The sequence below is a fragment of the Arenibacter echinorum genome (genome assembly GCF_003259375.1).
Classification (GTDB): Bacteria; Bacteroidota; Bacteroidia; order Flavobacteriales; family Flavobacteriaceae; genus Arenibacter; species Arenibacter echinorum.
On sequence record NZ_QLLN01000003.1, the window covers coordinates 577488 to 599726 of the forward strand.

The following is a 22239-nucleotide window of genomic DNA, read 5'->3' on the forward strand; positions in this document are numbered from 1 at the left end:
ATACTTGCTTAGTTTAGGGTTTGTTCGGATTTAATGATAAAAAATATAAACCAGATGCAAACACCTCGTTTTTACTATTTAATTCATGTTCAATTTTTGGGCTTTCGCTATAGCGGCTGGCAAAAGCAACCAAATCAAAAAACGGTGGAGGGTATGCTGGTAAAGACCTTAAAATTTGTTTTGCCCAATTCCAAATTCAAGATCCTGGGAGCCGGACGTACAGATGCTAAAGTATCTGCCTTAAACACGGCCTTCGAATTATTTGTGGATAAGGAACCTCTAGAAGACCTTCAGGTATTTATGCGCGATTTTAATGCAAACCTACCCCCGGATATTCGTATCATCAGTATAGATCAGGTCAATGAAAACTTCAATATCATACAAGAAAGCAAACTGAAGGAATACGTATATCTTTTTTCCTTTGGTCAAAAAAACCACCCCTTTTGCGCGCCGTTTTTGGCAAACATCATAGACGAATTAGATGTCGATTTAATGACTAATTGTGCCCGACTTTTTATTGGCACCCATGATTTTTCATCCTATACGGCGCGACTTCAGCCCAATACAAAAGTGCTCAGGACTATAGAATCATGTGAAATAAAAAGAAACGAAATATTGACGGCTAATTTTTTTCCGGAAGTAAGTTACGCCCTGCATATTACGGGAGAAGGCTTTATGAGATATCAGATTAGGATGATAATGGGGGCTTTGATTCAAGTGGGCAAGGGAGAACTTACAGTAATGGACATTAAAGAATCATTGAAAAAGGAAAACAATACTGTATTGACATATGTTGCCCCAGGCTCTGGGCTATTGCTAAATCATCTACAGTTCCAATAGTAGCAATCCCATTACCTATGAGTAAAAATTCAAAAAAAATAACATAAATTTTCCAGGAGTTGATTCTTGGACGGTCTGGAATGTATAAATTAGTGCAAATAACAGAATTAAAGCAAGAGTATTCTTAAGATTCCAACCAATGGCCAAAAAAAAATCCACACACAGAAGACAATCAAAAAGACTCGCCAAAACCGGGAAGGCTCCCGGAACAGTAACCTACCTAGGAAATAGGGAAGGAGCCAAGAGTACGATCAATGTTCTAGAGTATGATGAAAATGGGGTAATAGAATCGGGCTTTGATGTATACACTTCAGAGAACTTTGATAAAATCGTTGCCTTCCAAGCTTCTCCTTCAATTTCCTGGATCAATGTAATCGGAATAAGTGACGAGAAATTTATAGAAAATCTAGGCAGGGCCTTTTCTCTTAACCCCCTGACTATTGAGGATGCTGTAAACACACATCAACGGGCAAAAATAGACGAATACAGTGACTATATTTTTGGGGCATTTAAAATGCTCTATTTGGATGAGAACAATGAATTGGTTGCGGAACATGTGGCCATTGTTTTAATGAAAAATACTGTTCTTGTTTTTCAGGAAATGCCTGATGATGTTTTCAATAGTATTAGGGAAAGGGTAAGGGCCAAAACTGGGCGAATAAGAAGCAAGCCCGCCGACTACCTATTTTTTACACTTCTGGACGCCATAATAGATAATTATTTTGTGGTGCTCGAAAATATTAATCACAAAATAGACCTTCTGGAGGAAGAAGTATATGAAAACCCAAGTCCCAAAACGGCCCATGCCATCCAAGACCTGAAAAAGGAAGTCCTAAGGATTAGAAGGTATATCTATCCTATGAAGGAGTTGGTCCACAAATTAATAGATAGTGAACATGACCTAATAACGAAAGACACCAAATTATTTTTAAGGGATGCCTTGGACCATTGTATAGAAATAAACGAAAGCCTAAATATTTTAAGGGAAATGTCCATGAGCCTCATGGAGATGTACATGAGCAACATTAGCAATAAAATGAACGAGGTAATGAAAGTACTGACCATTATGGCCACTATTTTCATCCCTCTCACCTTTATTGTTGGGGTATATGGAATGAATTTTGAATATATCCCAGAATTGAAATACCCGAATGGATACTTCTATGTTTGGGGGCTCATGATAGCAATCTTTATCGGCCTTCTATTTTATTTTAAAAAGAAGGGGTGGCTGTAGTTTCGAACTAAATGGATACAATTAATCGAACAGATCCGAGGAAAGATAACGGTCCCCACGATCGCATACAATAGAAACAATAACACCCTCCTCCAAACTTTCGGCCAATTTCACTGCGGCAGCGGCAGCGCCACCACTGCTCATACCTGCAAAAATACCTTCTTCTTTCGCCAATCGCTTGGCCATATCCCTAGCTTCCTGCTCGGTAACCTCCATAACAGTGTCCACTTTCTTGGGATTAAAAATTTTAGGGAGGTATTCTTGGGGCCATTTGCGAATACCTGGAATTTTGGCCTCATCGGCTGGTTGCACCCCAACAATTTGAATCTTGGAATTCGTTTCCTTCAAAAAAGTGGATGTACCCATTATAGTCCCAGTGGTACCCATAGACGACACAAAATGGGTAATTTCCCCTTGGGTATCCTTCCAAATCTCCGGACCGGTACTTATATAATGTGCCTTCCAGTTATCATCATTGGAAAATTGGTTGATCATGATGTAACCTTCTTCTTTCACCTTTAGTTCGGCATAGTCCCTAGCTCCCTCAATACCTACATCGGCAGGGGTAAGGGTTACCTTGGCCCCATAGGCCTTCATGGTCTGTACTCTTTCCTTTGTGGAATTTTCGGGCATTACCAGTTCTATATCCAACCCATAAATTCCTGCTATCATGGCCAAAGCAATACCAGTATTTCCACTGGTAGCCTCTATCAATTTGGAGTTGGCATCAAAATCACCCCTTTCCAAACCGCCTTTTATCATATTAAGGGCTGCACGATCCTTTACGCTTCCTCCGGGATTATTTCCTTCCAACTTAAAAAAAAGTTTAACCTTGGGATTGGTGTTGATTGCTTTTGATATTACCAAGGGAGTGTTCCCTATAATATCCAAAATACTATGAGACATGCGGTAAGGTTTTTATTTTAATTATTGGAGAATGATAAACGGTGGAATTGGCAGGCACAGATTCTGTGATCCATGCATTTCCGCCAATTATGGAATTTTCCCCGATCACGGTATCCCCTCCAAGGATAGTGGCATTGGCATATATGGTAACATTGTTTTCAATGGTGGGGTGACGCTTTGTTTTTTGCAGTTTTTTGGCAACATATAAAGCTCCCAAGGTTACCCCTTGATAGATTTTTACATTATTTTTAATTACTGCGGTTTCACCAATGACCACACCTGTGGCATGATCAATGAAAAAGGATTTTCCTATTTGGGCCCCCGGGTTAATGTCCACACCCGTCTGTCTATGTGCATATTCCGTCATTAATCTGGGAACCAAAGGAAAGCCATCTTTATAAAGTTCATGGGCAAGCCTGTAGATAGCAATGGCATAAAAACCAGGGTAGGCCATGTACACCTCTTCTATAGATAGGGAAGCAGGATCGCAATTTACAATGGCCTCGGCATCCAAATTCAATTTTTCAAGAATTTCTGGCAGGCGCACTACAAAATTCGCCCAAACCCTTTGGCAAGGTTTGTCTACCTGCCAACAGGCCAAATTTACCAATGCATCAAATTCCTGTTCCAATAGATCCAGATTTTCATCGACCGGAGTATCTATATCGAACAGGGTATAAAACAAACGGTTGGTAAATGATTCAGTTCTTTCCTTAAGTTCGAACCTCAGGTTGGGCTGATTTTTATGTTCCTTAATATTCTTTATTATAGATGCTTTATCCATTTGCACTTTTGATTATACATTCAAAATTAACCATTATTTCAAAATCAGCTTATGCTAAATTGGTTAACTTTAGCACAAAGATAATGTGTTATGAGTCGTATACAACAGCAGCTAATTACGAAAGATGTATTTCAATTTTTAGAAAAGCTTAAAAAAAACAACTCTAGAGAATGGTTTACGGAGCACAAAACTGAATTCAAGGAGCTGGAAACTGGGGTCAAAAGTTTTTATTCTGCCTTACTGAATAAATTAAAAGCTCATGATGATATTGAAAAATTAAAAATGTTCCGCATTTATAGGGATATACGTTTCTCCAAAGACAAAACTCCCTATAAGACCCATTTTGCAGGTTCCTTTTCCAGGTCCGGACAGCGATTGCGAGGAGGATACTATTTAAGGCTAAAACCCAATGAAACCTTTATTGCCGCCGGATTCTGGGAGCCTAATAAAGAAGACCTCTTAAGAATAAGGAAGGAATTTGAAACCGATGCCTCAGAAATACGTGCCATAATGAATAAGAATAGTTTCAATGAGGTATGGGGCGAAATGCAGGGTGATGAATTAAAAACTGCTCCCTCCGGATTCAACAAGGAGCACCCCAACATCGATCTGATCAAAAGAAAACAATTCATTTTTGTGAAAAACTTTTCAGATGAGGAAGTCATGTCGCCAGATTTTATGACGAATGTAGACCTTGCGTTCCAAGCAATACGACCTTATTTTAACCTTATGAGCGATATACTCACCACTAATCTCAATGGGGAATCACTTTTGGATTAAGAAGTCTATACCGGCTGAAGCGATGCTTTTTCAAAAAATTGAACCTGATCTTTAATACGCTCAATGACCATCTGCATCATGCGTTTATTCAAAGAAGACGAATTAAGTATGTATAATTCATACTCCTCCGTGGTAAATTGGCCTATGATAATTCCTTTTAGTGAATTTCTAAACTTAATGTCCTTTTGGATCGCATTTTCTATAAAAATCAGGCGTTTGTTCATCCCAAGTTCATAAAAACTATTTTTATGTTTAGTGATGTAATTCTGAAAAACCAAAAGCAATAAGGAGTTTTGCATTTTAATTACAGGACGTAAGGTATGGTTTTGAAACTTCTCATCACTGCTCATATTTTCCGTTACTTTGGCTGAAGGGATTATAGGACGAATTTCCAAAAGACTATGGGACCTATCGCTCATATCATTGGTGTTTTTATAAAGGTAGGTATTAGGGTTTTTCCTAATTCGGTAATTCTATATAGTTTTTAACGAGGTTATGAACATTGTTATTTTTCGTTCGGAAAAAAGCCTTAATTTTCTGAGGAAACAAAAAGTTCAACTTTTTGTTTTATAAAATAGACTACAACATATTTAGGAATAATCCTACTAATATACTGCCCGTGGATTATGGGAATCTAATTATTATTACCCCTATTAATTCCCAAATTGAACAAAAAATTATGATGTAATTTAGATTTACCTAAATCGGTTGACATTTATACCTTAAGAGTATTTTAGGGCAAATTTCTTTACTAATTTTGCAGTAAAATTTTAGATACTATGAGATTTCATACAAGAAAATGGGTGAAACCAGAAGATTTAAACGCCAATGGCACTCTATTTGGAGGCAAGTTGCTGGCATGGATAGACGAGGAAGCCGCACTATATAGCATTATACAATTGGAAAACAAAAGGGTAGTTACCAAGTATATGTCCGAAATAAACTTTATGAGCACCGCCTTAAAAGGTGACATTGTTGAAATAGGTATAGACGTGGTAAAATTTGGAAAGACCTCCTTGACACTCAACTGTGAGGTTCGGAACAAAATGACCAGAGAAACCATTGTAACGGTAGACAATATTATAATGGTAAATCTAGGTGCGGATGGAAAACCCAAACCACATGGAAAAACCAAAATAGAATTTGTAAGGGACCGTCTGGCTTCGGAAGTTTAGTTTACGGCATAAGTTTTCGCCACTCCCTGCACCTCATCCAATACCCGTAGTAAATTGCCTCCCCAGAGTTGCGCAATTTCCTCCTCGGTATAACCTCTTTTGACCAGCTCCAGGGTTACATTAGGGGTTTCGGAAGCGTCTGTCCACCCGGCAATGCCTCCGCCTCCATCAAAATCTGAACTGATCCCCACGTGATCGATCCCTATTAAATTTACCATATAGTCAATGTGGTCTACAAAGTCGGCCACATCTACGGCCTGTGGCTGATCTTTCCTCTTATTTGCCTTAGCTTTGGCCAAACCCACTACTTTGGAATAATTCTCCATAAAAGTATTCTTCTTTGCCTCTGAAAGATCGGCAAGCTCATCAAAGGAATACCAATCTATCCCTAAAGAATCGGCCACCTTTCTATAGAAATTTTTTAAATAAGCGGTGTGGACCTCATCCTTTTTAGTATTCAAATAAGAACTAAAGGCAACAGTTTGCACAACGCCTCCATTTTCCTTCATAAGCAACAGTTGTTCATCGTCCAAATTCCGGCTATGGTCACACAGTGCCCGCGCAGAGGAATGGGAGGCAATAATTGGAGCTTTGGACAAGGCTATCATTTGCTTCATGGATTCTTTGGAAACATGGGATACATCGATCATTATCCCCAACCTATTCATTTCCTTGACGGCCATTTTACCGAGCTCGCTCAGCCCGTTATGCAACCACACCCCATCGGCCTCACCAGTATTGGAATCACAAAACTGGCTATGCCCGTTGTGGGAGAGGGAAATATATCTTGCCCCTAGATTATAATAGTTTTCAAATTCCGAAAGATCTTCGCCTATTGGGTAGGCATTTTCAACGCCTATCATGGCCACTTTTTTACCGGAGCCCACAATTTGGCGGACATCCTTGGAGCTATAGGCCAGATCTATCTCTTCGGGCGCTATTTTCTCGCACAATCTATGAATGGCATCAAACTTTGCCATGGCATTCTCCTTGGCTTTGGCATAGCCTTCTTCGGTTAATTCGCCCTGGCCGGTATAGACTATTAACCAAGGAACATCCAAGCCTCCACTTTTAAGTTTTGGGAGATTTACCTGATTGTCCAATTTCTGGGTATAGTTTATGGTATCCGTAAAATTGGTCACATTAATATCTACATGGGTATCAATAGTAATAACCTCCTTGTGTATACGAACAGCTTTTTCTTCGACCGACTCCGCCAATTTTTCTTCTTTTTCCTTACAGGCCATAATCGATAAAAGACATATAAATCCGATAAAATGCTTCATGCTTATAGGTTTTGATACATACAAATAACGGCATTTGACAACATAAAATGAAGCCTTGATAACATTTAATTGTAAACCGCACTTTAAAAGGTGAGTTTTAGACCTCAGAACCCAAACTATTTTAAATTGAAATCCAACAACCTACTATCCCATCTGACAAATCTTGAAGGTCAACTAAATCATTTTTCATTTGAGGAATTAACCTCGGAGGAAGCTTCTTTATTAAAAAAATCCTTTATGACCTTTAAATATCGTCTGGAGGAAAAAGTATTGGGGCCAAAACCTAAAGTTTCCAACTCCAATTCACACAACAAGGATTTTGAATCGGCCATAGGGAACAAAGAATTGGCGAATCCGATAAAAAACAAACCGAACCGGGAAGAAGGTAAGCTTCTTGCCAAAATAGGGGATGAAATTAGAACCCCAATCAATGGAATAATAGAGTCTGTAGATCTACTAAAAGAAGGCAACATAAATGCTGAACAATTAGCGCAACTTAATTCCATAACGGCTACCTCCAACAACCTTTTGGATATCATTAACGAGCTGTTGGAATATACCAAGCTTACTTCGGGAAGGGAAAAATTTGAAAGCATCGATTTTAATTTTTACAGTATTGTTAGGGATACCATGTATCTATGCAATACCCTAATAATCAACAAAGATGTTACCTTAGAAGTAGATTTGGATACGGAAATTCCCGAAGTTCTATTGGGTGATCCATCCAAGTTGTCCCAAATTCTTCTTACCCTCTTGGGGAATTCGATAAAACTTATTGATGAAGGAAGCATCCTTCTCAAAATTAAATTAAGAAGGCAGCACAACAATTACTTTGTGCTAGATTTTGAAATAAGGGATTTGCGTACAGGAGCATTAAATAACGACTTAGGTGCCAATGTGCCAACTGAAAATATAGAACCCAATACAAATGATTTGGGAATTGGTTTTGCCATGGTCAAGGGAATATTGGAAATCTTAAACGGTTCCTTGGCAACAATGGCCACCTTGGATGATGGTTGTTCTTATAAGTTCACTATCCCCTATAAAAAAGGTAAACAGATCAGAACCTCAGGTTACCAATTAGATTCCAACAATACAGGTACAACCGATAAAATTATAGAAGGTCTCCATATACTAGTTTTTGAGGACAATATTCTAATTCAAAAATTAATTGAACAGCGCTTAAAGAATTGGGGATGTACCGTTCAGGTAACGGATAATGGTCTAGTTGGAATGGATTATTTATTAAAACATAGGGTAGACCTGGTATTGATGGACCTTAGAATGCCGGTAATGAATGGTTTTCAAATTACCCAAATAATTCGAGAATCCAGCAATAATCACGTCAAAAGCATACCCATTATAGCCTTAACGGGCGATTTTACGATTAATGATAAAATTAAATGTAATGCACTGGGAATAGATGATTATATCCTAAAACCTTATACCCCTGATGAATTACTGACCACTTTATATAAATACAAAAGAGATATAGGGTCCAAGCCCGTATTAGATCCCATTAAAGATCTTGCCCAATTTTCAACAAAAAAAGAATTTTGGGAGGTTAGCTTAACAGAGATACTGGAAGAGTGTATGGGGGAAATAGACCTATTGGAGGAGCTAATCGGTTTATTTAAACAAAATATGCTGGATTTCATCGGTAGGGCCAATGTCTATATCCCAGAAGGTAATTTTAATCGTTTGGGGTTTGCTGCACATAAGGTTAAATCGGGACTTTCCATGATGAAAGCGGATCACCTTTATTCCCTTGTAGATAAAATTACGGTAGAATGTAAGACCCATAGGAATCTTCCTCAAATAGGACGGCTATATGATCAATTACTATTGGCATATCCCATGGTAGAGAAAGCCATTGATAGGGAACTGATGATATTAAAAAGCAAGGGAAAGTAAACGTTGAATAAAATTGAATGTGCGAATAAGTGAATATACCTCAAATACATACCAACCTGATATGGGATTTAACGGCCTTGTTCCTGCTTTTGACCATAGGATATTTGACCATCCTATTCTTTTTAAGAAAAACCAACACACTGTTAAAGTGGAACAATAGGGAAGAAAAAAAGAAACATTTACGTGGAATACTATGTGAGCTATTGCTTTATGAGCAAGGAAAACTAAAAATGCCAGAAAGAGAACTCATTGACCTAAAAGTGGAATTGTGGAAGCTTTTAAGGCAGTCCAGCAACAAACGCATTATGTCCAAGATTTTGATGGAGATGAACAACGATCTCGATGATGGGGCACAACATATAATTTCAAGACTTTCCAAAGAATTTGGCCTGCAAATAAATGCCTTTGAAAATTTAGACATTGGTACCAATGGGAATAATACGCCACAGAATAAAGCTGGCAATGTAGACCATTTACCATATACAGAAACAATAATGGAAGCACCCAAAATGAATCAACCATCGAATAACAATACCAATAAGCTGGATACCAAAACCGATGTATTAATGGGGGAGGAGCTAGACCTTAGTTTCGTTCCTTTGATAACCAATAATGAAGATACAAATAGCGTTAGCAGTCCGGAAGTACAGGAAGTTCTGATGATTAGCAACGATTTGGAATTCCTAACGGAATGCCTAGGTAATGAAAGTTTTGAAAGAAACCCTTATGAGGCGATATTCGAGGAAATTTATGGGGAAAATATAATTCTCTCCCCAAACAAACCAAAGGGGAAAGACTTTTCTTTTTTAAACATAGATTTCTTGCCCTTGATAACGGAAATTGAAGAAGAGATACAAGAACCCATCACCAACATTAATGAGCTTGAAGTGGAATACGAGGTGGTTTTAGATCCGCAGTTTAAAAAACAGATCAGTGATATATTAAAGTCCCATGTAGAAGAACAAAGAAGGGTAGTGGCCATAGAGGAAGATGATAATTTATTGGATCTAGGAGAAATGGATCTTCCTGCCGCCAAATTCTACACAGATTGGGAATTTAAAAAAGTTAAATTACTACATTCCATAGAGGAAATGGGAGATATACGGGAGGTACCCCTATTAAATGAAATGTTGGATGAGGAAGAAAACGAATCCATTGGCAATCTCATTAAAGAAATAATTTTCAGGTTCCTTTCCGAGTATCCCATGGATATCGATGAGGAGTTCAAGGACAACAATCTCGTAGATTTCGGGGAGAATTATGTGTTCAATCATTTATTCAGCGCCTTGGATAGGGAATCACAACTGCTATTACTGCAAGAGATACAACAAATAGGGGACCTAAGTGATCTATATTTTTTGGAAACCCTCCACAATCATTCTGATAAAGCTATAAGAGAAAAGGCAAAATTGGTTTCCTTTTATATGGAAGCGAAAATTCCGGATATACCAACCAGCAGCATAGAAATCCTTTCAGGAGACAGCCGGGATTTAAAAAAGCAAATCAATGAACCCTCAAAGTTGCATTTGGACCCTTCGATTACTTTTGAAGTAGGAAAATCGGGCTTTATATCTACGGCCTCATCCAAGAGGGAGACCCAGGAAAATGATAAGGCGGCATCCTTGGGTCATTTTGTTGCACAGAAAGATAAGGAGGAGGAGACTTTAGGTTATAATGACCTGTTCAACATCGATTTTGATATTACAACCTCAGAGCATATTACGTTTTACAATAATAGCTACCAGAAAGGGGAGGAGAGTTTGGAAGAATTGGAGGAAATAAAATTCTTGGATCAATTAAAGGACCTCACTAACAAAATTTTCAAGAATAAATAGATTCAAACCCTAGGGTAAGCCAAGGCACCCTAAAGGAGACCACCACAAGGGCAGGAGGTATTGCACCATTACCCAGTCAAAAAATCGGTGTTCGTACAACTGACTCATTTCAATTAACCACAGCTTTTTAAATACGGGTTGCAAGGATTAAGGTTTAGCAAATAATGCAACCGGAATAATCAAATTATTTACCCGTAAAAGGATTAAACTTTATGAACTGTACATTTTACAACTAAAAAACACTTATACACAACATTTTATTGGCTCAAAAAGAGATATTAAATATGTTTACAGTATAATTATTGACCCAAACAATAATAACCTAAACCAAGTCTTACTATGTTATACGACACCTACGGAGAGGAATACCTAGCATTCCTACAAGATTTAAATGAAATTTTGAGTTTAAACGAATTGGCTGAGTTGGACTACATGTAGTTCGGCCCAGAATTCAGAATCTAAAAACCCCTATTGAGATGGCAAAACAAAATCCAGACAACGCAGCTTATTTAAACTTCATTGAAGATTTAAATGAAATTCTAATCGATTTCAATATCAGTAAATTAAGTTATTCTTAAACCCATAACTTTAGAAACAAAGAGGCCGAATAAAATGCTATTTTATTCGGCCTCTTTGTTCTGGGTCATCTATCCCAAATAGGTTTTGAGCAATTTACTCCTAGAGTTATGGCGAAGCTTTCTAATAGCTTTTTCCCTTATCTGCCTTACCCGTTCCCTTGTAAGGTCAAAAGTGAGTCCAATTTCTGCCAAGGTCATGGATTGTTGATCGCCAATACCGTAATACAATTTAACAACATCTGCCTCCCTTTGGGAAAGCGTATCCAAAGCCCTATTGATCTCAGTATTTAAGGACTGCTGTAAAAGAAACATATCCGGTCTTGGGGACTCTCCGGAACGAATTACATCGTACAGATTGGAATCCTCTCCCTCCTTTAATGGCGCATCCATGGAAACGTGTCTACCTGAATTTTTTAACGATTGTTTTACCTCGCTAACAGACATTTCCAATTCTGTGGCTATCTCCTCGGGTGATGGTGGCCTTTGATGGGCTTGCTCCAAATATGAAAAGGTTTTTTTTATTTTATTTATTGAGCCTATTTTGTTGAGCGGTAAGCGCACAACCCTAGACTGTTCTGCCAGCGCCTGTAATATAGCTTGACGTATCCACCAAACTGCGTACGATATAAATTTAAACCCTCTTGTTTCATCAAAACGCTTGGCCGCTTTGACCAATCCAACATTTCCTTCATTGATTAAATCAGGGAGCTTCAAACCTTGATTTTGATATTGTTTGGCAACAGAAACCACAAATCTTAAATTCGCTGTGGTAAGTTTTTCCAAGGCAATTTGATCCCCATCCCTAATTTTTTGAGCCAATTCAACCTCTTCATTAGCGGTGATCAACTCTATTTTACTGATATCCTGCAGATATTTGTCTAGTGATTTGGATTCCCTATTCGTAACCTGCTTGATAATCTTTAGTTGCCTCATATATTTTTTATTTGGATTTTGAAGTGTTAATCTCTCATTATACCTTTTTTTTGCGTCTTTTCCAAGGGAAGCGGTATTACTTATACATAATTTATGAGAAGTTTATGATATTCATTGTTTAATCCAAATATTAAAATATTAATTTACCCTCTTGTGCTATATTTTGGTTTTTTAATAAGTAATTGCAATTCTTAAGTTCAAATCGAATTAATTTGGAGAATGAGTAAAAGGGCATTGGTAAAATATTTATCGGAACTAAAAAAAAAGGAGCTAGAAGAGCAATTAATAGACTTATATCACAAATTTCCAGTAGTAAAGGAATATTACGATTTTGTTTTCAACCCTAAGGAAGATAAGCTGGTGCAGGATGCAAAAATAAAGATTTCCAATGAATACTTTCCTTTAAAAAGAAAAAGGCCCAAGGCCAGAAGGTCCGTTGCCCAAAAATACATAAAACACTTTGTGAAATTGGGAGTAGACCCACACTTAACAGCAGATCTTATGTTGTACAACTTGGAAGTAGCCCAATCTTTTTCACTGGAGAAAAATGTCCCGGAGACTTTCTATAAAAGTATGGGCAACTCCTTTAACGAACTGGTCCAATTTGTTTCATTAAATGGCCTTTTAAGCGATTTTAAGGACAGAATTGTTACCTGTTATACATTTACCCAGAATCACGATTGGCCCAACAGAGAGGACTTCTCAAAGTCTTTGGACATCATAGACTAACCACTAGCTAGCTTCGTTTTATCATATTTAAACGCTTTTGACATCCCGTGCCCTTGTGAGCTATCCTCTTAAATGTGCCCCATAAACAATTCCAAATTTCATGTTTTTACCTTATAAATTTGAAACCGGCACAAAAAACTCTTAATTTTGTAAGGTTTGATTTTTCTTAATTTTAAAAAATTTCATTTCCCATTTGGAGCTACCTAAAGAAAGTACAGAAAAAACGCTTTATGATTATCAAGAGGAAGACCTGAACACCATTTTTAAGTGTTTGGAGGAATCCCCGGACGATATGAACCTTTTATACCAATTACCCACAGGCGGAGGTAAAACGGTTGTTTTCTCGGAAATTGCCAAAAGATATATTCATAAAACCAATAAGAAGGTAGTAGTTCTTACCCATAGAATTGAATTGAGCAGCCAAACCTCCAAGATGTTAAAGGGATTTGGCGTTAAAAACAAAATAATCAATAGCGAGGTAAAGGAATTACAGGACCAGGACCAATATATGTGCTTCGTGGCCATGGTAGAAACCCTCAACAATAGACTTCAGGATGATAAGGTAAAGATAAATGATATTGGCCTTGTTATTATTGATGAAGCACATTACAATTCCTTTAGAAAATTATTCAAATACTTTAAAAAGTCCATTATCCTCGGTGTTACCGCAACGCCCTTAAGTTCCAATATAAAACTCCCGATGAAGGACCACTATCAAAAATTGATCGTGGGCGAATCCATATCATCGCTTATAGACAAGAATTTTTTGGCCAATGCCAATATGTACAATTACGATGTAAGCCTTAAAAGTTTGAAATTGGGCATTAGTGGGGATTATACGGTGAAATCATCTGACGAACTATATGGCAACCAGAACATGCTTACCAAATTGGTAAATGCCTATGAAGAGATTGCAAAAGGCACAAAAACCCTTATTTTTAACAATGGTATCAATACCTCTTTATATGTTTATGACACCTTTAAAAAAGCAGGCTACAACATTCGGCATTTAGATAATAAGAACAGTGCTTCCGAGCGTAAGGATATTTTAAAATGGTTTTCAAAAACCCCGGATGCCATTCTCACCTCGGTGAGTATATTGACCACTGGATTCGACGAACCCACTGTGGAAACCATTATTTTAAATAGGGCTACCAAATCCCTGACCCTTTACTTTCAGATGATAGGACGGGGTTCTAGGATATTGCCCAATAAGAATGAGTTTACAGTGGTGGATCTTGGGAACAATGTAGCCCGATTTGGTCTTTGGAACGCTCCCATAGATTGGCAGGAGATTTTTCATTTCCCGGATTTCTTTTTGGAGAGTATAAAAAATGATGAAGATATAGAACGGGATTTTGTGTACGAGATGCCGGCCGACCTCAAGGCGTTGTTCAGCAAGTCCAAAAATATCGAATTCGACATCAAAGCAGAATACAAAAAAGTTTTTGCCCAGGGACTTAAATCCAAAACCGTTCTGGAGAATAGTATTGAACAACACGCTACCATATGCGTGGAAAACAGTGAGGATGTATTTGACGCCCGTATTCTGGCCAAGAAATTAAAGGAAGAGATTGCTTACAGGGTGCGCCAATATTCCTATTGCATAATGAACAATACCAAAAACTACAAGGAATGGTTGGAGGAAGATTATGAGCGCAAACTACGCTCCAAAATTAGCCAGAAATTCGCCAAGCGTTTATAGAACACATGCCTCCAAAAACGGACAAAAAAATATTGATCATTGGCTATGTATGGCCGGAGCCCAAAACAACGGCAGCTGGAGGAAGGATGCTACAATTGATCCATTTTTTTTTAGCGCAGGATTACCGGATAACCTTTGCCAGTACTGCGGCAGAAAGCGAATTCTCCTTTAATCTAGACAGCCTTGGGGTTCTTAAAAAAGCCATTCTCCTCAACAATTCCAGTTTTGATACTTTTTTAAAGGATTTAGATCCGGAGATAGTTCTTTTTGATCGTTTTATGACAGAAGAACAATTTGGATGGCGCGTTGTGGAAAATGCTCCAAATGCCCTGCGTATTTTGGACACCGAAGATTTACACTCCCTTAGGATTGCTAGACAGTTGGCTTATAAAAAATCCATTCCCTGTACCGAACAATTTTGGTTGGACCAAGACCAGACTAAAAGGGAAATGGCCAGTATTTATAGATGTGATCTTAGTTTGATCATTTCCTTACATGAAATGGAGCTACTGACCAAGACGGTGAAACTTGACCCCAATCTACTCTTGCATTTACCAATGATGTATGATGCCATTGATGAAGAAAAACAAAACGATTGGCTCCATTTTGATCAAAAAAAGGATTTTGTATGTATAGGCAATGGGAAACATGCACCAAATATAGACGCCGTCCAAACCCTTAAAAAAGATATTTGGCCCTTGATCCGAAAGGAATTGCCCCTGGCCAATCTATTTATTTACGGAGCTTATATGCCTGAAAGTATTAAACAATTGAACAGTCCAAAAAAAGGGTTTTGTATTATGGGACATGCCAATAATGCGAATGAGGTTATATCCCAGGCTAGATTAAATCTGGCGCCATTAAACTTTGGAGCGGGAATAAAAGGCAAACTGCTGAGCGGTATGCTAAACGGCACCCCCAGTATTACGACAGAAATTGGTGCTGAGGGCATCTGCGAAAACTTGCCATGGAACGGAATGATTGCCAATGATATGGAGACTTTTTCCAAGGCTGCCATTCTCCTGTACCAAAATGAAGATAAATGGTCTATTGCCAGACAGCATGGAACAGACATTATAAACAGCTTTTATAACAAAGCCGTTTTGCAAATAAAATTAAGGGATAAAATTGAGCTGCTCACCAAGAACCTGGATGAACATAGAGCTAGCAATTTTATAGGTGCCATGCTCTTGCACCATAGCTTGGCCAGTACCAAATTTATGTCCAAATGGATCTCAGAAAAAAATAGCAAACCACAATTGGAATAAACAAATGGTCGAAGCTTGCCAAAATAAAGAGTATTATCTTTGATAACTGTTAAACCGTTTTTGAAATGAGTAAAAAAATTGATTGGAAAGTAGTTAAGGAATTTGAGGATATCACTTATAAGAAATGTGATGGCGTTGCTAGAATTGCCTTTAACAGGCCCAACGTTAGAAATGCCTTTAGGCCCAAGACCACAAGTGAACTATATCAAGCGTTTTACGATGCCCAAGAAGATACAAGTATAGGTGTTGTGCTACTTTCTGCCGAAGGCCCCTCAACCAAGGATGGAGTGTATTCGTTTTGTAGTGGAGGCGATCAAAAGGCTAGGGGTCATAAGGGCTATGTTGGGGAAGATGGGATGCATCGCCTAAATATTTTGGAAGTACAACGACTAATAAGGTTTATGCCCAAGGTTGTCATTGCCGTGGTTCCAGGATGGGCCGTTGGAGGTGGCCATAGCTTACATGTGATCTGCGATCTTACCTTAGCAAGCAAGGAACATGCAATCTTTAAACAGACAGATGCGGATGTGACCAGTTTTGACGGTGGGTACGGATCGGCCTACCTGGCAAAGATGGTGGGACAAAAGAAGGCCAGGGAGATATTTTTCCTAGGCAGGAATTATTCGGCCCAAGACGCTTTGGAAATGGGGATGGTTAATGCGGTTATTCCCCATGAGGAACTGGAAGATACAGCTTACGATTGGGCCCAGGAAATACTTGAAAAATCGCCAACCTCCATAAAAATGCTAAAATTCGCAATGAACCTTACCGACGACGGCATGGTAGGGCAGCAGGTATTTGCCGGGGAAGCAACAAGATTGGCCTATATGACAGAAGAAGCAAAAGAAGGAAGGAATGCTTTTTTGGAAAAACGAAAACCAAATTTCGGCAAGAACAATTGGATTCCTTAACCAATTAGCCATAAAAGTTTCCAAAACCTTGGAAACTAAAAAGAGCCTTGTCTTTTGGATCAAGGCTCTTTTACGAGAACACTATATGAAAATGAAAAATCTTTTATTACTTTATTACGTAGCCAAAGTAGTCTAGAAAACCATGATGCCGAAACTATTGTTGTGAAGTGATCAAAAGTTGTGGTTTGGCAAGGGAAACTTGTTATTTATTAAAATAAAAAAATAAGAATTGGAGTAGTTAACACTAAAATATGGCATTCAAAAAAATACAGGAACAGTTAAAGGAGGCGTTGGAGAAGCAGGGAATTAAGGAACCGCTTCCATTTCAAAAAGCAATCCTCTCAAAATTAAAAGGGGGGTCCAGTGTTTTTGGCATAGCGCCCGACGGTGCAGGCAAAACTACCTCCATTATAATCAGTACGCTTCAAAAATTAAATTGCGCAGCTTTTGAGGAGGCTCCAAGAGCCTTGATCTTCGTTAAGGACAAAGAAGCGGCATTGGCCCTGCAAAGTGAATTTGAACGCTTTACACGAAGAATGGATCTGCGCATTTACCCAGTGTACGAGGAACACAATTTTGAGGCCCAGAAAAATGAAATTTTTGAAGGAGTGGATATTGTTATTGCCACGCCAAAAAGATTGAACAAGATCTTTTACCTCAACGGTATCAATCTAGGAAAATTAAAGTTATTTATTGTGGACGATGCGGAGTTCCTATCCAAACCCAGCCCTTTTTCCGATGTCATCCGAATCCCTGAAAGTTTGGACAGATGTCAGTATGCCATTTTTTCCACTAAGTTCGATAGCCGCATGGAACGGATGCAGGATTTGTTTATGGCCAATGCACAGATTGTTGAGGTAGGGGAGTGATTTAATGTACCAATGCTATAATAAAACAATTGCTCCTTATCTTTTAGCAATCCCAAAAGGCCTAAAACTAAAAAGAGCCTTGTCTTTTAGGACAAAGCTCTTTTACGAGAACACTATATGAAAATGAAAAAATTATTAATTCGTTCTTTATTACACTGCTAAAGTATAATGGTTGTACGGTTGAAAGAAATTAATGTTGGGAAATAGGCCTATTATGTGGTGAAAGCGGCTTTTTATGATATTTTGAAAATTTACCTCTTCCACAAACAGGGCGTGATACTTAATACCTATAGTTTTTGAGGGTCATAAAATTGCCGGGGGAAATCATACTTTTCATTTGTATGCACCTTTTAACCTTATTATATTCATAAACTCTTCTCTAGATACCTAATGCTACGGGATTCCAAAATAGAAAATCTTAGAAAAACTCTTAAAAAAAGGAATTGAGTCAAAAACGTAATTGCCTTTCCAAAGTGTTCCATGACAACTGTTTTATAAGTACAAACAAACACTTTTTGCTTTTATTGAATTATCTTTAATACAAGTTATCTCCGGATTGGATTTTTTAAAACAGGTTGAATTATCTACAGCGTATGAAAAATGGGTTGACGTTTTTAGTATTATGGTTTGTATTGCCATTTTACTCGCAAACTACTGAAACGACCATTTTGGGAAGGGTGACCGATGTATGGGATACTCCTATTCCAAACGTTAATATTCTTCTCAAAGGTACTCAGCGTGGAACACAAACGGATGCAGAGGGATTGTTCTCCTTAAATGCAAATGCCAATGAGGTTTTAGTGTTCTCCTCCCTTGGCTATGGTAGTTATGAAAGTGCTGTTCCAGAAACGGGAGAGGAACTTAAAATAGTCCTATCCCCAATGGTAACCGACTTGGACGAAGTGACCTTAACTAAAAGGAAACGAAAAACCCAAAAAGACATATTGGCCGAATTTCCCAATAACACAAATCTTGTCAAGACCTCAAGGGGCGTTTTAAATAAGGACCGTTCTTCATCGTCCTTTCAGGTTATTAATGGTAAGGATTTGGTGGCAACAGGACCAGATTTTTTAACCTCTCTGATGAATTATAGTCCTAGCATGAGGGTTGTTCGAGTGCCTGAAGTAAAGGTGTATTTGCGTAGAATAGCTTATTCCATTTATGATTCCATCGGAACACCTCCGAAAGCCATTTTTGATGTGGATGGATTTATACATGAAACCGCACCTACGTATCTATCCTCACATGATATAGACCGTGTTGCTATTCTGGAGCGTAATGCTGCGATTTCCAGATATGGGCCTATGGGAGTTGGAGGGGTCATTGTAATTAACACCAAAGCCACGACCCAAATGGATGACAGTGGAAATGTTAAAAGGTATGATAATTCCGCGTTACGGGATAGTCTAAATGAACTGTTTATAGATGAAAGTCGGAATACTCCAATTCCACATGATTAAATAAAAACTTTTTGGAAGATTTCCTTATAAATTAGTAAGTGCTTATTTAATCGAAGCTAAATTGTCAATGTTCAATTTTGCTTTTATCCGGTTGTTCCATTTAACCAAGCCCTCGTAGTCACTAACATTGCGCGTTTCCTTCTCCATTTTTTTCACTTCGGTTGAAGCCGCCTTGTACATTTCATTATAAATTAATTTTGCCTCTTCAAAGGTCGTATTCTCCATAATCCGAGAGGCGGCCAATTGTCTGTAAACTTCATAGATATCAAAAATAATATTGAAATATACCAGCTTATTTTTTGTGCGCTCATGACTGAATTGAGAGGAATCGATATCCAACAATGTTCGGCTCACTATTTTTGTAATCCCATTTTCACCTTTATAACTATCCACCATATAGCAGATATTGATATTGTCTTTGTCATTTCGGGAAGCTTTGCTTTGCAGATGTTGAAACGGGGTATCATAAGCTTTGCCAGTTGACACATTTAATCCCCGGTTATAGCCCATGGTGTCGCTCTCATATTCTTCGGTAGTTAATCTATGCAAATGTTCCCAATTCAACCTTCTTCCCTGCTGCCATGAAAGCACAGTGGGTCTGGTGTATTTTAGGTCGTCCAAGGGGATATAATTATTAAAATTAATCAGGAATCCATTTTTTTTCATGAAATCCATCGATTTATTTTCATTGATACTTTTGGGAAATTGGTAGTTGGTCTCCCAAAAATCATCGGATGCCTGCAAGGCGATCATTTTGTCATAATCGTTGTTAAAAGGTATGGTCTTGGAAAAATAGGGGTCTTCAAAAAATGTATCGTAATCAAAGAAATATAGAAAAGTGCGGGAATCGATAATTTCCGAAATATTTTTAGATCTGTAACCCATCTGAAAATGAAGTTCCAAATACTGGATCTTATCTGGTTCCATAGGGTTAAATACAATATTGAGTTCAATTTCCTTAGGGGTCAGGACAACATCTTGGTTAATAGAAGCCAATGCATTTGTAATGGGATCTTTGGCCCAAAGTTCTATTTTTTTTATCATTAACAGTTGAGGGTCTACCAACATTTTTCCATAGAACAATTTACCACTGGCCACTTTGGGGGAAAACGAAATGGAAACTTCCCCTTGGCTACAAGCGATGCAATCCTCAATTTTAACATCGTAAATTCTTTCGATGGCATTGTAGCTCAAATTCCCGGGATAATCCGGCAATATTTGTTTGGAGGTCCCAAAAAGTTGAAAGTCACTTAAAATTTTAGTGTTGTCCAAGCTATAGTAGGGGAATGATCTATTTTGGCCAAATCGTCCACTTTTGACCCTAAGGTCCAAAATACCTTTTTCTAAATTTTGCTCGCTGTTGTAGAAGCCTTCTACTTGCTCGATCGGAATATTTCTTGTAGAGGAAATCATGGTCAGAAAGGCCTTGCTGACAGTTACATTTTCACTTTTTCGGTACACACCTATAATTCTGTCCAATAGTTTATATGGGTACTCCTTGTCTTGCCCAGCGGTCAGCACAACTTCGTCCAAAACGGAAACATCCATTTCCAATTTAAGTTTGGATTCCTTTTCAAAATAGGATACCAATGTTTTTTTCGTTTTAAATCCCAAGTGCCTTACTTCTAAAGAATCCTTAGAGTAAATACTATCTAACGCGAACTTGCCATCCTCGTTTGTTATAGTAGAATATGCTTTTGTGCCGTAAATCCTTATAGTACAGTAGGGCAATGGGTCATTTGACATCCCGTCATAAATAAAGCCTTCTATTTTAGACTGCGCCAAACTTGTCGTACAAGTAAAGATTATCAAAAGGGAAATGATTTTTTTCATACCGCCTATTTCTCCCCTAAAAGAATTATCACACTAAGTTAACCGTTTTATTTTTAGGAACTTGTTTCATTTTTAGTTTACTGAAAAGCCTTTATTTTAAAGAATTTGCGCAGATTTTGTTATGATTGATTTACCTTAGTTACCTTATTCGAAGTACATTATTAGTATAAAACGAACACGATGCTAAGGCAAGGATTCAGTGAAAACCTATAAAGGAGTATTTAATGCAAGAATCTCACGTTCAGTTCACAGAATCTCCATATTGACAGTAAAGAGGGGATTGAAATTGAACAACCGTGTCTATCGCACTTTGGATTAAATAATCTAAAATGAGAGTAAGGTCTTAGAAAAATAAAGTTTCACAAAAAGAACCTTTTAAAGGGCTTTACTATTCGTTAAAGTCAGCTATACCAAACGGCCATTATACGGGATAGATGTTTATAATTTTTTCAGAATGAAACAAAAATTTAGCCAAACTCTATTCAAATGTTTTTCTGTTCAGTATATTTAAAAGGACTTCTTATCTCTAAATGTACGGAATAGAACTAATTATAACTTGTTTTATTAAAGTGAATCTAGAAAAGACAGAGATAATGTTCTTTGATAAAGAAACTTCTTCCAAGGAATTGCCTGAGAAAAACAAATGGCTGCTTTGGCTGCGTTATTTTGAATCCTCAAGTAATTCCTATATAAAGGGTTGAATTATGCTTCCAAAGGTTCCTATTTGGGATAGAAATCTACATATATGAATATGACAACCATTGTAAGAACCAATTCCGAGAATACGGAGTTTAAAGAACTTGTGAAACTACTTAATTTGGATCTCGCCGAAAGGGACGGGCACGACCATCCCTTGGCCAGGTTCAATGATATCGATGGCATTAAATATGTAGTCATGGCCTATGAAAATCAAAAACCGTTGGGCTGCGGGGCGATGAGCGAATACAACAAGGAAGATATTGAGTTAAAGAGGGTATATGTTCCTCCCGTATGCAGGGGAAAAGGAGTTGCCACTAGAATCCTGACCGAACTCGAAAAATGGGCAAAGGAACTATCCTATTCAAGTGCTATATTGGTAACGGGAACCAACCAACCGGAGGCAAACGCATTTTATCGTAAGAACGGATATGGAAGAATCCTTAATTACGGCGCTGCAGCCAAAATCAAGGATTGCCTGTGTTTCGCAAAAAAAATTTAAG

General features: G+C 38.0%; 19 protein-coding genes. 13 read left to right on the forward strand and 6 right to left on the reverse strand.

Going from position 1 to position 22239, the window contains the following annotated elements; translation table 11 throughout:
• The first annotated feature begins 54 nt into the window (after positions 1–54).
• Together truA and corA are read left to right on the forward strand one after the other, a co-directional pair.
• Complete coding sequence (gene truA / locus LV92_RS09620; protein WP_111623620.1) at positions 55–840, forward strand: tRNA pseudouridine(38-40) synthase TruA; 786 nt, start codon at positions 55–57, stop codon at positions 838–840.
• Between the two features lie 139 nt (positions 841–979).
• Positions 980–2074 carry a magnesium/cobalt transporter CorA gene (corA, locus tag LV92_RS09625; protein WP_111623425.1) on the forward strand — a complete coding sequence of 365 codons (1095 nt, stop codon included), beginning with the start codon at positions 980–982 and terminating at the stop codon, positions 2072–2074.
• Positions 2075–2095: 21 nt separating this feature from the next.
• Here the strand turns inward: corA and cysM are convergent, their stop codons facing one another.
• Positions 2096–2980 carry a cysteine synthase CysM gene (gene cysM, locus LV92_RS09630; protein WP_111623426.1) on the reverse strand — a complete coding sequence of 295 codons (885 nt, stop codon included), beginning with the start codon at positions 2978–2980 and terminating at the stop codon, positions 2096–2098.
• Positions 2970–3764, reverse strand: a complete 795-nt coding sequence (gene epsC / locus LV92_RS09635; RefSeq protein WP_111623427.1) for a serine O-acetyltransferase EpsC — start codon at positions 3762–3764, stop codon at positions 2970–2972. Before epsC ends, cysM begins: the two co-directional genes overlap by 11 nt.
• A gap of 90 nt (positions 3765–3854) precedes the next feature.
• Here epsC and LV92_RS09640 point away from each other — a divergent pair, with 90 nt between their 5' ends.
• On the forward strand, positions 3855–4544 hold the full coding sequence (locus LV92_RS09640) for a DUF2461 domain-containing protein (protein WP_245946319.1): 690 nt from the start codon (positions 3855–3857) through the stop codon (positions 4542–4544).
• A gap of 5 nt (positions 4545–4549) precedes the next feature.
• Here LV92_RS09640 and LV92_RS09645 read toward each other — a convergent pair whose 3' ends face one another.
• On the reverse strand, positions 4550–4963 hold the full coding sequence (locus tag LV92_RS09645; protein ID WP_111623428.1) for a glyoxalase: 414 nt from the start codon (positions 4961–4963) through the stop codon (positions 4550–4552).
• A gap of 360 nt (positions 4964–5323) precedes the next feature.
• Here LV92_RS09645 and LV92_RS09650 point away from each other — a divergent pair, with 360 nt between their 5' ends.
• Positions 5324–5719 (forward strand): acyl-CoA thioesterase, encoded by a 396-nt coding sequence (locus LV92_RS09650; protein ID WP_072861373.1) that lies wholly within the window; start codon positions 5324–5326, stop codon positions 5717–5719.
• On the opposite strand, the gene LV92_RS09655 is transcribed toward LV92_RS09650, so the two are convergent.
• Entirely contained in the window at positions 5716–7005 is a 1290-nt protein-coding gene (locus LV92_RS09655; protein WP_111623429.1) for a dipeptidase, read from the reverse strand. The two genes, LV92_RS09650 and LV92_RS09655, sit on opposite strands and share 4 nt — an antisense overlap.
• Before the next feature lie 126 nt (positions 7006–7131).
• Here LV92_RS09655 and LV92_RS09660 point away from each other — a divergent pair, with 126 nt between their 5' ends.
• Both LV92_RS09660 and LV92_RS09665 read left to right on the forward strand, forming a co-directional pair.
• Positions 7132–8919: a response regulator gene (locus LV92_RS09660; RefSeq protein ID WP_146613528.1), complete on the forward strand. Its 1788-nt coding sequence runs from the start codon at positions 7132–7134 to the stop codon at positions 8917–8919.
• A 29-nt stretch (positions 8920–8948) separates the two neighbouring features.
• Positions 8949–10754 carry a hypothetical protein gene (locus LV92_RS09665; RefSeq protein WP_111623431.1) on the forward strand — a complete coding sequence of 602 codons (1806 nt, stop codon included), beginning with the start codon at positions 8949–8951 and terminating at the stop codon, positions 10752–10754.
• Between the two features lie 647 nt (positions 10755–11401).
• Here the strand turns inward: LV92_RS09665 and LV92_RS09670 are convergent.
• Positions 11402–12265 carry a sigma-70 family RNA polymerase sigma factor gene (locus tag LV92_RS09670; protein ID WP_111623432.1) on the reverse strand — a complete coding sequence of 288 codons (864 nt, stop codon included), beginning with the start codon at positions 12263–12265 and terminating at the stop codon, positions 11402–11404.
• 219 nt (positions 12266–12484) lie between these two features.
• Here LV92_RS09670 and LV92_RS09675 point away from each other — a divergent pair, with 219 nt between their 5' ends.
• The 6 genes from LV92_RS09675 (at position 12485) to LV92_RS09700 (ending at position 19207) form a co-directional block, all read left to right on the forward strand.
• The gene (locus LV92_RS09675; protein ID WP_111623433.1) at positions 12485–12994 is read left to right on the forward strand and encodes a DUF6155 family protein; all 510 of its coding nucleotides are present in this window, start codon (positions 12485–12487) and stop codon (positions 12992–12994) included.
• 193 nt (positions 12995–13187) lie between these two features.
• Entirely contained in the window at positions 13188–14699 is a 1512-nt protein-coding gene (locus LV92_RS09680; RefSeq protein WP_111623434.1) for a DEAD/DEAH box helicase, read from the forward strand.
• A gap of 5 nt (positions 14700–14704) precedes the next feature.
• Entirely contained in the window at positions 14705–15967 is a 1263-nt protein-coding gene (locus LV92_RS09685) for a glycosyltransferase (RefSeq protein WP_111623435.1), read from the forward strand.
• A 65-nt stretch (positions 15968–16032) separates the two neighbouring features.
• A complete protein-coding gene (locus LV92_RS09690; protein ID WP_245946320.1) occupies positions 16033–16878 on the forward strand; it encodes a 1,4-dihydroxy-2-naphthoyl-CoA synthase in 846 nt (281 codons plus the stop codon).
• Positions 16879–17129: 251 nt separating this feature from the next.
• Positions 17130–17747: a DEAD/DEAH box helicase gene (locus LV92_RS09695; protein ID WP_111623436.1), complete on the forward strand. Its 618-nt coding sequence runs from the start codon at positions 17130–17132 to the stop codon at positions 17745–17747.
• A gap of 593 nt (positions 17748–18340) precedes the next feature.
• Positions 18341–19207 carry a carboxypeptidase-like regulatory domain-containing protein gene (locus LV92_RS09700; RefSeq protein WP_111623437.1) on the forward strand — a complete coding sequence of 289 codons (867 nt, stop codon included), beginning with the start codon at positions 18341–18343 and terminating at the stop codon, positions 19205–19207.
• A gap of 42 nt (positions 19208–19249) precedes the next feature.
• Here the strand turns inward: LV92_RS09700 and LV92_RS09705 are convergent, their stop codons facing one another.
• Positions 19250–21040, reverse strand: a complete 1791-nt coding sequence (locus tag LV92_RS09705) for a carboxypeptidase-like regulatory domain-containing protein (RefSeq protein WP_111623438.1) — start codon at positions 21038–21040, stop codon at positions 19250–19252.
• Positions 21041–21785: 745 nt separating this feature from the next.
• Between LV92_RS09705 and LV92_RS09710 the strand changes: the two genes are divergently transcribed.
• Positions 21786–22238: a GNAT family N-acetyltransferase gene (locus LV92_RS09710; RefSeq protein WP_245946321.1), complete on the forward strand. Its 453-nt coding sequence runs from the start codon at positions 21786–21788 to the stop codon at positions 22236–22238.
• The last annotated feature ends 1 nt before the right edge of the window (position 22239 follow it).